Origin of the sequence: Bradyrhizobium sp. CIR48 (genome assembly GCF_014198315.1) — a bacterium.
Classification (GTDB): Bacteria; Pseudomonadota; Alphaproteobacteria; order Rhizobiales; family Xanthobacteraceae; genus Bradyrhizobium.
The window spans coordinates 479,544-492,985 of record NZ_JACIHG010000005.1 but is presented as its reverse complement, the minus strand read 5'-3'; the positions used below and the strand labels follow the sequence as shown (position 1 = coordinate 492,985).

Annotated in this window: 13 protein-coding genes; 8 read left to right on the top strand and 5 right to left on the bottom strand. The window is 63.0% G+C overall.

What is annotated here, in order from left to right:
- Positions 1–7: 7 nt before the first annotated feature.
- Positions 8–457, bottom strand: coding sequence for a (2Fe-2S)-binding protein (locus tag GGD66_RS18710; RefSeq protein ID WP_026202799.1), 450 nt, complete (start codon positions 455–457; stop codon positions 8–10).
- 332 nt (positions 458–789) lie between these two features.
- Between GGD66_RS18710 and GGD66_RS18705 the strand changes: the two genes are divergently transcribed.
- A complete protein-coding gene (locus GGD66_RS18705) occupies positions 790–2,406 on the top strand; it encodes a B12-binding domain-containing radical SAM protein (RefSeq protein ID WP_183258603.1) in 1,617 nt (538 codons plus the stop codon).
- Positions 2,407–2,671: 265 nt separating this feature from the next.
- Positions 2,672–4,867: a hypothetical protein gene (locus tag GGD66_RS18700; protein WP_183258602.1), complete on the top strand. Its 2,196-nt coding sequence runs from the start codon at positions 2,672–2,674 to the stop codon at positions 4,865–4,867.
- 38 nt (positions 4,868–4,905) lie between these two features.
- Here the strand turns inward: GGD66_RS18700 and GGD66_RS18695 are convergent, their stop codons facing one another.
- Positions 4,906–6,294, bottom strand: coding sequence for an MFS transporter (locus GGD66_RS18695; RefSeq protein WP_183258601.1), 1,389 nt, complete (start codon positions 6,292–6,294; stop codon positions 4,906–4,908).
- Positions 6,295–6,467: 173 nt separating this feature from the next.
- Here GGD66_RS18695 and GGD66_RS18690 point away from each other — a divergent pair, with 173 nt between their 5' ends.
- Both GGD66_RS18690 and GGD66_RS18685 read left to right on the top strand, forming a co-directional pair.
- Complete coding sequence (locus tag GGD66_RS18690; protein WP_183258600.1) at positions 6,468–7,529, top strand: isocitrate/isopropylmalate dehydrogenase family protein; 1,062 nt, start codon at positions 6,468–6,470, stop codon at positions 7,527–7,529.
- A gap of 191 nt (positions 7,530–7,720) precedes the next feature.
- On the top strand, positions 7,721–7,900 hold the full coding sequence (locus GGD66_RS18685; protein ID WP_179735538.1) for a hypothetical protein: 180 nt from the start codon (positions 7,721–7,723) through the stop codon (positions 7,898–7,900).
- Between the two features lie 11 nt (positions 7,901–7,911).
- Here the strand turns inward: GGD66_RS18685 and GGD66_RS18680 are convergent, their stop codons facing one another.
- From GGD66_RS18680 to GGD66_RS18670, 3 genes are all read right to left on the bottom strand, one after another.
- Positions 7,912–8,190 carry a hypothetical protein gene (locus GGD66_RS18680; protein WP_183258599.1) on the bottom strand — a complete coding sequence of 93 codons (279 nt, stop codon included), beginning with the start codon at positions 8,188–8,190 and terminating at the stop codon, positions 7,912–7,914.
- 11 nt (positions 8,191–8,201) lie between these two features.
- Positions 8,202–8,633 carry a pyridoxamine 5'-phosphate oxidase family protein gene (locus GGD66_RS18675; RefSeq protein WP_183258598.1) on the bottom strand — a complete coding sequence of 144 codons (432 nt, stop codon included), beginning with the start codon at positions 8,631–8,633 and terminating at the stop codon, positions 8,202–8,204.
- Between the two features lie 122 nt (positions 8,634–8,755).
- A complete protein-coding gene (locus GGD66_RS18670) occupies positions 8,756–8,932 on the bottom strand; it encodes a hypothetical protein (protein WP_018322718.1) in 177 nt (58 codons plus the stop codon).
- Positions 8,933–9,063: 131 nt separating this feature from the next.
- On the opposite strand from GGD66_RS18670, the gene GGD66_RS18665 reads away from it, so the two are divergent.
- From GGD66_RS18665 to GGD66_RS18650, 4 genes are all read left to right on the top strand, one after another.
- Entirely contained in the window at positions 9,064–9,384 is a 321-nt protein-coding gene (locus GGD66_RS18665; protein ID WP_183258597.1) for a hypothetical protein, read from the top strand.
- A 716-nt stretch (positions 9,385–10,100) separates the two neighbouring features.
- Positions 10,101–11,687 (top strand): hypothetical protein, encoded by a 1,587-nt coding sequence (locus GGD66_RS18660; RefSeq protein ID WP_183258596.1) that lies wholly within the window; start codon positions 10,101–10,103, stop codon positions 11,685–11,687.
- Positions 11,688–11,809: 122 nt separating this feature from the next.
- Positions 11,810–12,793: a TAXI family TRAP transporter solute-binding subunit gene (locus tag GGD66_RS18655; protein WP_244550718.1), complete on the top strand. Its 984-nt coding sequence runs from the start codon at positions 11,810–11,812 to the stop codon at positions 12,791–12,793.
- Positions 12,790–13,419: a hypothetical protein gene (locus GGD66_RS18650; protein WP_026202803.1), complete on the top strand. Its 630-nt coding sequence runs from the start codon at positions 12,790–12,792 to the stop codon at positions 13,417–13,419. Before GGD66_RS18655 ends, GGD66_RS18650 begins: the two co-directional genes overlap by 4 nt.
- The last annotated feature ends 23 nt before the right edge of the window (positions 13,420–13,442 follow it).

Below are 13,442 nucleotides of genomic sequence, written 5' to 3'. Positions count from 1 at the left end.
GATTTCCTTACGCGCTTGCGATCGTGTGGATCGCTTCGCGCACCTGCTGGAAGGTGCCGCAGCGGCAGATATTGGTGATGGCCTCGTCGATATCGGCGTCGGTCGGCTTCGGCTTCTCGCTCAGCAGCGCCGCCACCGCCATGATCATGCCGCTCTGGCAATAGCCGCATTGCGGCACGTCCTGGGCGATCCAGGCCTCCTGCACCTTGTGCAGCGCATCGCCGGAGGCGAGCCCCTCGATGGTGGTGATCTTCTTGCCCTCGGCTTCGCTGACCGAGACGCCGCAGGAGCGGGTGGCGACGCCTTCGATGTGAACCGTGCAGGCGCCGCATTGTGCAATGCCGCAACCGTATTTGGTGCCCGTCAGGCCGGCATTCTCGCGAATCGCCCAGAGCAGCGGCGTATCCGGCTCGACGTCGAGAGTGAAGGTTTTTCCGTTGATTGTTAGGTTTGCCATCGCAAGTCCCCTAATTGGCCCAATCCACCGATTGAACTCAGGGGCGCAATGTGTCCGGCAAACTGGAACTGTTCAAATCAACAGTCCGAGGGGTGAAATGCGAAGAATTACGCCGCCGAGGGAAGATTGTGGGGAGGGTGGTGTTTTGTCTCGCCCTCCATCATGGTTGATTCGGTCGTCCTTCCGCGGGCGCCAATCCATGGGTCTGAGGCGACGCCAGCTGTGAACGCCGGTTCCAGGCCCGGTCGAGGCCACGGCGACAGTTTGTCCCTTTTGCCGGGGTGCAAGACGCGGGCGCTTTGGTACACTGCGCCGACGCTAGAAGGAGTTCCATGAACGTGCCGAGTCCCAACGTACTGATGCTGTACCCGCTGTTCTCGGCAGAGTCCTTCTGGACCTTTGGCGAATCCTGCAAGGTATTGGGCGTAAAGCGCCCGGCCGCTCCTTTGGGCCTGATCACCGTTGCCGCGATGCTGCCCGAAAGCTGGGCGGTCCGGCTGATCGATTGCAACACGGCGCCCTTCAACGACGAGGATCTCGCCTGGGCCGATGTCGTCTTCACCGGCGGGATGATGCCGCAGCAGGCCGACACGCTGCGCCTGATCGAGCTCTGCCGCGCGGCCGGCAAGCCGGTGGTCGTGGGCGGCCCCGACCCGACTTCAAGCCCGCACATCTATGAGCGGGCCGACTTCCGGGTGCTCGGTGAGGCCGAGAGCGTCATCGACGAATTCATTGCGGCCTGGGAGGGTGGCGCGCGGAGCGGCACCTTCACCGCACCGAAATTCCAGGCGGACGTGACCAAGACGCCGGTGCCGCGTTTCGACTTGCTCAAGTTCGAGGACTATCTCTATCTCGGTGTGCAGTATTCGCGCGGTTGTCCGTTCACCTGCGAGTTCTGCGACATCATCGAGCTCTACGGCCGCGTGCCGCGGACCAAGACGATCGAGCAGATGTTCGTCGAGCTCGATAGGCTCTATCAGATGGGCTACCGCGGCCATCTCGACTTCGTCGACGATAATTTCATCGGCAACAAGAAGTCGCTGCGGCAATTCCTGCCTAAGCTCGCTGAATGGCAGCGGACCCACGGCTATCCGTTCGAATTGTCGACCGAAGCCTCGGTCAACCTGGCCGATGATCCCGAGCTATTGGAGTTGATGGGGGCGGCGAATTTCTTCGCCATCTTCGTCGGTATCGAGAGTCCGGATCCGGCAACGCTGGTCGCGATGCGGAAGAAGCAGAATACGCGGCGCAACATCGCCGAGAGCATCCACAAGATCTACGCCGCCGGCATGCTCGTCACCGCTGGCTTCATCGTCGGTTTCGACAATGAGAAGGTCTCCATGGCGGACGCCATGATCGATTTCATCGAGGAAGCGGCGATTCCCGTCAGCATGGTCGGGCTGCTCTATGCCTTGCCGAACACGCAGCTGACGCGCCGCCTGGAGCGCGAAGGCCGGCTCCACGCGGGCCACGATGTGGCGCCGACCATCGGCGCCGATCAGTGCACGGCTGGAATCAATTTCGATCCGGTGCGCCCGCTCCGCGACATCCTGACGGACTACAAGCGGGTGCTGGAGCACGTCTACAGCCCGGCTGCCTATTCAGGACGCGTCGACCGCCTCATGACGCTGCTCGACCGGTCTCGGCAGCGCCACGAGCTCGCCGAAGGCGATATCCGCGCCAAGCTCGGTGCGATGGAGACGGTGCACAAGGTGGTCACCGCCCTTCCCGAGGCGCGTGGACCGTTGTGGCAAACTTTCATGAACTGCGCCAAGCGCGACACGACATCCGCGCGCATTGCCGTGCAGATGATCGCAGCCTATGCCCATCTCGGACCGTTCTCGCGCAAGGTCATCGCCGCCATTGACGCGCGCCTGGCGGCGCTGGACGAGCAAATCCCGAGTCCGGCCGTGGCTGTGGGCGCGACCGAGGCTCGACATCTGGCCTGACATCCGGAGAGCGATGGAACCGCCCACGACGCTTTGATGCGCTGCCCGGCGTGCCGTCGGCAATCAAACTGGCTGTCATGTGTGAGATCCCGGCTTGACAGCAGGACAACCTCAAGCTGATCGTCGTCAGGACGACACCGGGCCCGCCGCGATTTCGGCGTCTGGACGTTCCGCGCGGGCATTTTGAGTTGGCCCGCGAGGCTCAGTGCTCGTCTGCCATTGCGACCGACGTCATTGCCGGAAAAGCTCTAGCGGGGGTTGGGCCATGTTCAGGAAGGTGATCCGCTGGTCGGTTGCGCTGATTGTCGTGGCGGTGCTGGTCTTCGCATATCTGCCTTCCTTCATCGCCGATTCCATCTACAAGAACGTCGACGACATCACCGATGGCGAGATGCCCGCCACCGTCACGGCCTTTCAATCGGGGCCGGACGTCGTCAGTACCATCGGTGGCAGTGGCGAGGGCCTGAACTGCAGCCTGCCGCCTTGGGCCAACATATTTTTCGACGGCGGCAGGGATTCCAACCAGAAGCGCCATCTCGTCCTGCAGCGCTTCAGGCAGGCGTGCGTCTTTCACGACCTGTGCTATCGCCACGGCCTTGCGACCTATGGCTATAACCAGAACGATTGCGACCGCATTCTGCAGAACGCAGCTTTTCGACTCTGTCTCTACATACGAAACGGCAGCCAGGAGAGCAGCGCGGCGCGCTGTCAGACCGACTCCAAGATGGTTCTGGCCGGCGTGAGCATCGGCGGATACGACGCCTATCGCGGCTGGGACCGATCGACCTATTTCGAGTTCGATTCGGACCCGTCGCGGTCGAACGGATTTCTGGTCAGCCGTGTGGTGGATCATCCGTTCAAGGCGGCCGCGCCGGCCAAATACGGCAGCGACCCCGATCAGGTCATTCTCATGTTCGAGAACGTCCGCTCCAATCTTGCGGTGACCTGCATCACCTGCGCGAGTGTTCCCGTTCTCGAGTGGACGACCGATCCCAACGCCGTCAGCGCCGAGTTGCGCTCGGTCGGCGTGACGCGGTTGCCGGAAGCGCTGCTCAAGCGCGAGCCCATGCTGTCCGAAACCATGCCGGTCTGGTTGCCGCCGCGCCGTCGACACGCGGCGCCGCATCTCCTGGTCGACGGAGCGGGCAAGGACCATCTGATCTGGATGAGCCGGAACAACCCGCAGGACAGCATGTCCTGTATCGTCGGCGCCGATCCGGCGCGCCTCCTCACCCATACCCTGCCGGCCCGGGATCTCTGCTCCGTCGATGCGGGCCCGTCGCTCAGCAGGGTGGAGGTCGACATGTTCGCGACCTCTCCGCTTCCGATGGAAGTGCCCGGAAGTCCGGATCTCGTCTACGCGACGTCGATCAGCACGCAGAAGACTAAGGAGCAGCATCTGAGCTTCTGCTCCCGCTCTGCATCCAGGAAGGTCGAGGAGTCCGGAGGCGACGACCGGTCCAAATGCGTCACCTTCCCCGAAACGGAGGTTCGCAAGGGCGCGGCGCTCGGTGCATTCCAGAACTTTCCGCTGGTTCGCGCCGGACAGCAGATCTATTTCGCGCGGGACATCGATCAGCGGACGGATTCGCTGTTGACCGCCGCCTGGCAGCGCGCCTTCGGCAACAGCTTCTCGCCCGACGGTGCCCTGCTCGTGATCGACGTTGCACCGCCGCTCGCCGCCAAAGGGCCTCTCTCGGCCAAGCTGAAGAAGATCGTCCGGTTCAACATCGACGATCGTTTCGATCCGATGATGCCGATCACGCGCAAGGCGGACGATTTGCGATTCCTGAGCCTCGAGGCGTCGAAGACAAGTGTGCACCTTCGCACGATCGATTTCGCCAAGGACAACCCCTCCGTTAACAATGCGCGGCTGACGATGGGCGACGGGGACGTGGACCTGGACCGCTCGTGGGCGGAGAGGCCCATGCTGGTGCTGGAGACCAGGGAGGCGCGACCGAGGACCAAGCTGGTGTTCTCCCGTGGGGAAATAGCGATCGAACCGGGCAAGCCCGACGTGTCCCGCGCGACGACCGAAGTGTTGACGCTGCAGACCCTGGTTTTCGAACGCGATGCCGCCGCGCCGTCGAATGCGCCGTTCGTGAAATCGGCCGGAGCTGCTTGCCGGGTCGTCTATGAGTTCGAAGCGAACCACACCGATTGGCCGTGCTATCGCGCCTTCGACCCCGACCGCGCGATGCGAGCCTCGCCAGCGACGCGGATGCAGGCCTCCCAGACGCTGGTTGGGCGGTTCAGCCAAGGCGGCGGCCATGGCCTCGCATTTCCCGATCTCTGCCTGAAGTCAGAGCCGATCATCCTGACGCCGCAAGGAGGCACGTTTGCGCCCCTGAGCGAGACCGCGGGCTGGAAAGGCCCGCCAAAGCTGACACGGACGATCAAATGTGAGCCGCTCGATGCCGCGGCAATCGTGAGCCGTCCCATCGCGCAGAAGGCTCCGTGAAGGCGGGCCGGCCAATGAGGCGCGCCAACGCGTTCGGTCTACTTCACCGCCAGCCGCAGGAAGCTCATCACGCTGCCGAGTGCGGCAAAGCCGGCGCCGAGCGCCAGCGCGACGGTTGCGCCGTCGTGACCGGCGAGCGCGAAGCAGAGCGCCGCGAGGGCCGCCCCCGTCGTCTGTCCCGTCAGGCGCGCGGTCGCGACGATGCCCGAGGCGCTGCCGCTGCGATGCGGCGGCGCGCTTGACATCACCGCCTTCATGTTCGGCGCCTGGAAGAAACCGAAGCCCATGCCGCAGATCACCATCCGCCAGATGATGTCGGCAATGGCGGGGTTGGCCGGAAGGGTCGCGAGCAGCGCCATGCCAAGGCCGAGCAGCACCAGGCCGATGCCGCCGAGCAGGCCGACCGCGTGGCGGTCGGACAGGCGTCCCGCGATCGGCGCCATGATGCCGACCACCAGCGGCCACGGCGTCATGAAGAAGCCGGTCTCGACCTGCGAGCGGCCGAGCACGTCCTCGAAATAGAACGGCAGCGAGACGAAGGCGAGGCCCTGCACGGCGAAGGAGCACACCGCAGTCGCGGCCGACAGTGCGAACATCGGCCGGCTGAACAGGTCGATCGGCAGCATCGGCGCCGGATGGTCGGCGTGGCGGCGCGTCAGGATAAAGCCGAGCGCGAGGGCCGTGACCAGCTCGATGATCACGACCACCGGCGATAAATTATGCGCGGCACTGCCGATGCCGGTGATGAACAGGCCGAGGCAGGCCGACGCCAGGATTGCGCCGAGAAAGTCGAACCCGTGATCGGCGCGCGGCGTCTTCGGCAGCATCGCAGCGCCGATGCCGATCGCGACGAGGCCGAACGGGATGTTGACGGCGAACAGCCACGGCCACGGGCCGATGGCCAGGATGGCGGAAGCGATCGTTGGCCCGAAGGTGAAGGCGGTCGCGACCACAAGCGCGTTGTGGCCAAAACCGCGGCCCAGCATCCGGCCGGGATAGACGAAGCGCACCAGCGCGGTGTTGACGCTCATGATGCCGCTGGCACCCAGCCCCTGCAGCATGCGCGCGACCAGCAGGCTGTCCAGCGACCACGCCACCGCGCAGAGCAGCGAGGCGATGGTGAACAGGATGAGGCCGCCGAGATAGATGCGCTGGTGTCCGACGATCTCGCCGAGCGCACCCAGCGGCAAGAGCGTCGCCACCAGCGCGATCTGGTAGACGTTGACCACCCAGACCGACTGCTCCGGCGAGACATGCAGATCGGCAGCAATGGCGGGCAGGGCGATGTTGGCGATCGCGGTGTCGAGCGAGGCCATCGCCAGCGCGGTGAAGATCGCGGCGATCGCCCAGCGCCGCTGCGCGGCGGGGAGGCCATCGGAGATGGTGTGGTCGGGCTCGCGCGCGGTGGCAGGTAACGTGATCGTCATTGCGTTGGCGCGTGGCTCCGGCGGCGCGGCTCAAATCGGTCATTTCGCATGTACTACGGCGGGGCCGCCTTCCACAGGCATATGCTTGCATGCTGTGTATGCGCGAAGGTGAGGCGATGACGGCTCGCGCTGGCGTATGATCGCGCCGCGGCTGCAAAAGTCAGGGGATCGCCATGCAAATCGTCGTTCTGCCCGGTGACGGCATCGGACCCGAGATCACGACCGCGACATCGGGCGTGCTGCGCGCGGCCTCAGAGCGCTTCCAGCTCAATTTGCGTCTGGAGGAGCACGCGGTCGGGCATGCGAGCCTGAAGCTATCAGGCACGACCGTGCGCCCCGAGCTGCTCGACATCGTCCGCGCCGCCGACGGGCTGATCCTGGGTCCGACCGCGACCTTCGACTTCAAGGACGAGGCTCATGGCGAGATCAATCCGTCGAGGTACTTCCGCAAGAACCTCGACCTCTACGCCAATATCAGGCCCGCGCGCACCTATGCGGGGCGGCCCGGCCGCCTCGGTGATTTCGACCTCGTCGTGGTCCGCGAGAACACCGAGGGATTCTACGCCGACCGCAACCTGGAGCAGGGCAGCGGCGAGATGCTGGTCACGCCCGACGTGGTGATCTCGCTGCGAAGGATCACACGCCTCTGCTGTGAGCGCATCGCGCATGCCGCATGCCGCCTCGCGATCAAGCGGCGCAGGCACCTCACCATTGTGCACAAGGCCAATGTGCTCAAGATCGGCGACGGCATGTTTCTCGAGATCTGCCGCGCGGCGGCGAAGGCCTATCCAGGACTGAGCGTCGACGACATCCTGGTCGATGCCATGATGGCGCATGTGGTGCGCAGTCCCGATCGTTTCGACGTCATCGTGTCCACCAACATGTTCGGCGACATTCTGTCCGATCTTACCGCCGAACTTTCGGGGAGCCTCGGCCTCGGCGGCTCGCTGAATGTCGGCGAGCGCTACGCGATGGCGCAGGCCGCGCACGGCTCGGCGCCCGACATTGCCGGACAGGACGTCGCCAATCCCGTCTCGTTGATCCTGTCGACCGCGCTGCTGCTGGCCTGGCACGGCGAGAAGACTGGTGCAGTCCGCTATGAAGAGGCCGGGCATGCGATCGAGGCGGCGGTGGCGAAGGCGATTGGCGAGGGCAGGGCGACGCGGGACATCGGCGGCAAGCTCGGCACGATCGCGGCAGGGGCGGCGATTGCGGAGATTCTGCAGGCGGAGTGAGCGGTGCTTGCACACTTTCCTCGGGGCCCAAGACAAAAAAGTCGAAAAACAACCCCATGCACAGTAGAAGTCGCCTTGATTGATAAGGGATTTTCGAACCGCCTTGCGACGGCAGTCGCGGCTGCGATCAAGTTGACCCGTCGGGCAAAACACTGGCAGGATGCTAACGTGCCAGCGATCCCGAAAAAGACGTGGACGCCGGTGAACGTGCGACGCCGCCTATCAAGGCGGGCCACGTATCGGCTTGGCAAGCGCTGACCTACGATATCGCGCGCCGATCGCGGTGCCGCTGCCCGGGCCGGCCCGCCAAGGCTCTTGACCTCGTGATCTCCGAAAGTTTTCTGATCGGTGCCGATCAGGTGATGGACTGAAGTAGTTGGGTTCACGGCAGAAGCGTCATGAACTCATAGACGACTACGGCAGCGCCGAGACAGCGCCGCCAGGGATTCACGCCGCGGAAGACCTCGTCGGCGCCCCAGACGACGAGTCCGCCCTTCATGACAATCGTCAAGCCGACGCTGACTTTGCCTGCGGCAGGCCAGATCCAGAGCAGAACGCCGGCAACGAGGATGATCCAAAGAAGAAGATTCGGCCACTGCGCGATGGTGATGGCACCTGTTTCGCGGCTCCGGAAGAACCAATCAGCGAATCGCCGCTCCATCACGGAGCCGATCAGAGCGCAACCTCACCCTCTTCACGGCCCTTCCAATAAGTGATGCGGTTGGCTTTGACCTTGATCAGCACGATGCCCGGCGTATCGATGCCGTCGTCGAACCATTTGTCGACATCGCTCGTCCAGTGCTGTTGGAAAGCCGCCTTGTCCCGGATCAGTTCGGCCGTCCCTTCGACGGCGACATAGATCCCCTTCGAGAAGAGGCCCGCTTCCGATGAAAAGCCGAGCGCGACTTTCGGATTTCGCCTGATGTCCGAGACGGTGCGGGTCCGGTCATGGGCAAAGTAGTAAGACGTGCCGTCGTAGGCGACATCGCCGTTGTTGCTCATGGGGCGGTTGGCGATTTCGCCGTTCTCGGTGTGGGTCGAAAGAATGGCGATGTCGATGTCGGCCATTTCCTTCGCGATCTCGGCGAGCGATGTCTTGGACATGAATTTTCCTCCAATGAGCTGGAGCAACGGCGGGATGAGGCTACGCGTTCCTCGCGTTCTACTCGTTGGAAACGCAAAACCGCCCCCGACATCAGTCGGAGGCGGTTTCGAATTGAATCGGATCAGTGGCCGGTGCCGGGCTTGGTGGTCTTCGGGGGCTTGCCGTCTTCCATGCGGCCCTCATTGCGAAGATCGCGCCCCTCTTGAGCCTTGCGCTGGCTCTCGGGATCCTTGCCGTGCTCGTTCATCTCTTCCTTGATGTAACCGGCGCCTTCCTTGATCTTGCCTTCAACGCTCATGATCTTCTCCTTCCATACAGGCGATAACGCGTTGGCGGACTTGGCGTTCCGGTATCATAACGGCGCAGATTGCGGGGAACCGAGTTGTGCCTTCGAACGCGCAGAATGTTAGAGCGCTTGCGAAACTCATCGTGCTGAGTGCTGAACGTTCGTCGACGGTGTCGCTGCGTATTGATGGCGTGGCTCGGACTTTCCGAGCTGTGGCGCTGGTGCACGACAGGCGCACTGCTCACTTATTTCCGCTGCATGGATCACGTCAGCAGATGGCAGCTCATGAGAGCCATCCGTTCAATTTCGTTTCGCTCTTCATCGTCCACGGAGTGGTTGCTGCCATGGGAGTGACGATTTGCGCCATGCAGTTGGCTGTTGATCCGCAGGTGGTGGTTGAAGAAGCCGGCGGCGGATCAGTGATAGTGCGCGCGCCTCTCACGAGCATCATCGGCCGCTTTTGAAGGCAAGGAAGATGCTCGGCGCGCTGTCGCCGACATTGTTGTCGGTGCCTCCTGCACGCACTCCCGCACTGTATTGCCTTAGCAGGCTCGCCCAGGCTGACGACTAGGGGGCCGGGAGATCGGGTAGTTCCGAATGATAAATTGCGCGAGGACGCGACAAGACGGCTAGTAAGAAATCGGCGGAATAAGCGATGTGGAGGTCAACGCTCGGGGTGGAAAACCGTCACTCGAACGCAAGCCCCAACGCCAACCAGGTCGCAAGAGACAAACAGACGCCAATTCCCAAATAGGGCAATGCAAGGCGCATCGGTCACTCCTCAGCTCCGAGACGCGAAAACGCCGTCAGCTTCGCATGTTCGCCGTGCACTGCCCATATTCCATACGATGTACGAGGGTTGGTTTGCCGTGGACGACAACGTACCCGACCGCGCAATGAAGACGATGTTAACAGGAAGCAGACGTGCCTGATTTGACGCCCCTTTCAGGCCGGACCCGGCTGATTTAATTTGACTCCGCATTTGGTTCAAAATATATAATTTATTTAATTATTTAATTGTGGGGCTGATGCCTGCCAAGTCCTTTCGATCTCGGGATTTTCTTCCATGCCGAACCGCGAAACAGGCGGAGCAATCGCGCCGCTCTAGCCTTCATCTAAAGAGGCGTGATCGATGCGCCGACCGATTGATACTGCACCCAGGGACGGAGAAGACATCTGGGTGGAAGATGCGACCGGGGTCGTTGACGTCGCTCGCTGGTCGCCTCAAGCAGGCAAATGGGTCTCCAAAGACGGTGCTCCAATCAACGCCGAGCCGACCCATTGGTATCCCGAAGCTGAGGACATGGACCCAGAGGGCGAACCATCGGGCAATCCGCTGGCAGCGGCTGTCATTTTGCTTCCCGCGATCTTGGTTGGAGCGGCCTTACTGGGTGTGTTCGACACTTTCAGCGCACGAACGATGCCGGAAATGGCGCAAATCGGCGGCGAGAATGCCCTCCGCTTCGACCGACGGCCGGAAATAGGGGCGGGGTCGCAAGCGCTCCTTCAGCGCGAAGCGAGCGGAGCCCTGACGTACACGGTGCCGGCGGGCATGGTGCAGCCTGAGCCATGGCCCGATCGAGATGCTTTGCACAGTCATGCGCGCGCCAGTGAACCGGACGGGGCGCGTAGGGAACCTGAGGAGGCGGTCCAGCAGGCGCACGCGGCAAAAATTGCGGCGGACGAGTTGCGGCAGTCGCTGCAACAGGAGCAAGCGCGCAACGCTGCGCTTGCGAACGAAGTTGCCGAATTCCGCCGGCAGGTCGATGCCCGCGACGCAGAATCGCGGAAGGCGGAGGATGTGGCCGCGCAACAGAGAGAAGCGGCGCAACGGCAGATCGCAGAACTAGAGCAGTCTCTGCAGCGCGAGCGGGAAACTAGCACCGCCCGCGCAAGGCAGGTGAACGCCGCACAGGCAGCGGCGGCGAGCGCTGAGCAGGAACGCCACGAGGCGCAGTCGCGCGCCGCCGCGCTCGCGAGCGAACTCGCCGGAATGCCTCGCCGCTTGCCTGTGACGGAAGCTGCGACTGCGGAGGAAAGCCCGGCGGAGGGGCTGGAGATTGCGGAACTGCGGCAGTCCCTGCAGCAAGAGCAGGAAAAGAACGCCATTCTGGTCACGGAAGCCAAAGCAGCGCAGGCAGCAGCTGCCGATGCCGATCAACAACGCCGCGCTCTCGAAGCGGCTCAGGCGCACGCCGCTGCGCTGGAGAGCGAACTTGCCGAAGTGCGCCGGGAGCTCGAAGCCCGCAACGCGCAATTGCGCGATGCCGAAAATGCGACCTTGCAGCAGAGACAGGCAGCGAAACGAGAGATCAGTGAGCTGCAACAGTCGCTGAAACGGGAGCTGAGCAAAACCGAGGCCAGGGAGAGAGATCTTGCATCGGGGTGGCGCTCCACCCGTGAGCGCGCTCTCGCCGAGCAAGCAAATGACGCGCCGGTCCTGCCGGCGACGCGGAGCGTGGAAGTAGCGGAGCCACCGACCGCCGCAGTCCAGAACGAGGCGGAGGCCCGTTTGCTCCCGCGTGCCAGGGCGCTGCTCGATCAGGGAAATATTGGTGCAGCACGCATTGTACTCGAGCTCGCAGCTGAGAAAGACATTGCGCAGGCAAGTTTCATGCTCGCCGAGACCTATGATCCGGCGGTTCTTTCCGCCTGGGGTACTTATGGAACTCGCGGCGAAGCGGCCAAGGCGCGCGAATTCTACGCGAAGGCACACAGGGGCGGTATTCGCGAAGCCAAGGAACGGCTGGATGCGCTCCGACCCTGAGAATGGGATTCTTGGTGTCCGAGAGACAAAAGCTTGCGGCGGCTGAGCCAGAAGGGAACGACATGAACAATGCGCCAAAGTCACGCTCGTTGCTCCTGCTCGCTTGGTTGGTGCCGGTCGCTATGATGCTTCAAACGGCCTGCCTGGAAGCGCAAACGGCGAGAAATGCCAAGGCCGATGCACAGCTCGACCGACGGCCGCTTCCGAAAGAGAACGAAAAGGACCGGATGAATGCCTGGACGGTCGGGCTCGCCGGGGGCCTGCTCGAGGGCGCGCCGATCCGCCTCGCCGCAGAAATGGCTCGCGTCGTCGACGACGGAGCAGACCTGCATCTCCTGCCGATCGTCACCCGGGGGGCCACCGACAATCTGAACGCGCTGCTCTATTTGCGCGGCGTCGATACTGCCATCATCAACTCCGACGCGCTCGAGGAGTATAAGATTCAGGTACCGCAGATCCGGAGCCGCATCACCTATCTGCTCAATCTCTTCCCATCCGAGCTGCACATCTTTGTGCGGCCTGAGATCACAAGCCTGCAGGATCTTGTCGGCAAGAGGGTGAACTTCAACACCCTGGGCACCGCGGCCGCCTATTCAGGGCCACTGATCTTCAGCCGCCTCGGGATCGATGTCGAAAAGACATTCATCCCACATCAGGTTGCCCTGGAGCAGATGCGCAAAGGCGAAATGTCGGCCGTTGTGTTCATCACGTCGAAACCCGTCGACGCCTTCGTAAAGGGCCGCTGGGAGGCTGGATTCAAGTTCCTCCCGATCCGTTACGACCAGAAATTCGAGGACTATTATCTGCCCGCGACCTTGGACGCCAATGAGTATCCCAATCTGATCAAGCAGGGTGAGCGGGTCTCGACCATCGCGGTCCCGACAGCGCTGGTCGCTTTCAACTGGCCGCCAGGCTCCAATCGCTACCAACGCGTGGCTCGCCTTGTCGAGTACCTGTTCTCGCGGATCGACCGGCTGCAGGCACCAGGCTTCGATCCGAAATGGCAGTCGATCAATCTTGCGGCATCCGTCCCGGGTCTCACCCGCTTCCAGGCCGCGCAGGAATGGCTGGATCGCAAAGCGCGCAGCGTACAGGCGAGGCCATGAAGACTGCCGCTCCGCCGCTCGCTGTCGCCTTCAACGTCGCCTGCGGTATCGCCTACGCGCAAAGTACGAGCGATCCCATGGAGACACTTAGGGCTTGTTCGGCGATGGAGGGACAAGCCCGGCTGGAATGTCTGCAAGGCCTATCGCGCAAGATTCCCCCGTCCAGCCGGAGTAGCCGGGATGCCGGCTGGATCGTCAGCGAGACGACTTCGCCAGTCGATTATCTGCCGGTCGTCACTGCCACGGCCACTTCTGTCGGCCGCTCGGACGGTGCCGCGATGCAGCTCGCAATCCACTGCCGCAGAGGCCGCACGGAAGTCATCGTCGCCGGACCGGCGCTGTCACGCAGCGCCAACGAATACGTGATCTCCTTTCGGCTGAATGCGGATACGCCAATGCAACTCGCAGCAGCGTCGCCGTCATTCGGCTCCGGCGTCGCTTTCGGCGGCGACGTCGTAAAATTGTTGAGCTCACTACCGGACGACGGTCACATCGTCGTGAGCCTTTTCACCCGCACTGGCCCGGCGCAAGACGGACAATTCCTGCTCAGCGGATTCGAAAACGTGCGCAAGAAAATGGCGGCCGCATGCAAATGGCCACATGCCGTCACCAGGCCGGGTAGGTGATGGTCAGGATATGGGAGACACGA

Coding starts and splice junctions, on each gene's coding strand:
- GGD66_RS18655 (WP_244550718.1), top strand. CDS start 11,810: ATGATGCTTCAAACGGCCTGCCTGGAAGCGCAAACGGCGAGAAATGCC.
- GGD66_RS18710 (WP_026202799.1), bottom strand. CDS start 457: ATGGCAAACCTAACAATCAACGGAAAAACCTTCACTCTCGACGTCGAG.
- GGD66_RS18675 (WP_183258598.1), bottom strand. CDS start 8,633: ATGTCCAAGACATCGCTCGCCGAGATCGCGAAGGAAATGGCCGACATC.
- GGD66_RS18695 (WP_183258601.1), bottom strand. CDS start 6,294: ATGACGATCACGTTACCTGCCACCGCGCGCGAGCCCGACCACACCATC.
- GGD66_RS18650 (WP_026202803.1), top strand. CDS start 12,790: ATGAAGACTGCCGCTCCGCCGCTCGCTGTCGCCTTCAACGTCGCCTGC.
- GGD66_RS18705 (WP_183258603.1), top strand. CDS start 790: ATGAACGTGCCGAGTCCCAACGTACTGATGCTGTACCCGCTGTTCTCG.
- GGD66_RS18700 (WP_183258602.1), top strand. CDS start 2,672: ATGTTCAGGAAGGTGATCCGCTGGTCGGTTGCGCTGATTGTCGTGGCG.
- GGD66_RS18680 (WP_183258599.1), bottom strand. CDS start 8,190: ATGGAGCGGCGATTCGCTGATTGGTTCTTCCGGAGCCGCGAAACAGGT.
- GGD66_RS18670 (WP_018322718.1), bottom strand. CDS start 8,932: ATGAGCGTTGAAGGCAAGATCAAGGAAGGCGCCGGTTACATCAAGGAA.
- GGD66_RS18690 (WP_183258600.1), top strand. CDS start 6,468: ATGCAAATCGTCGTTCTGCCCGGTGACGGCATCGGACCCGAGATCACG.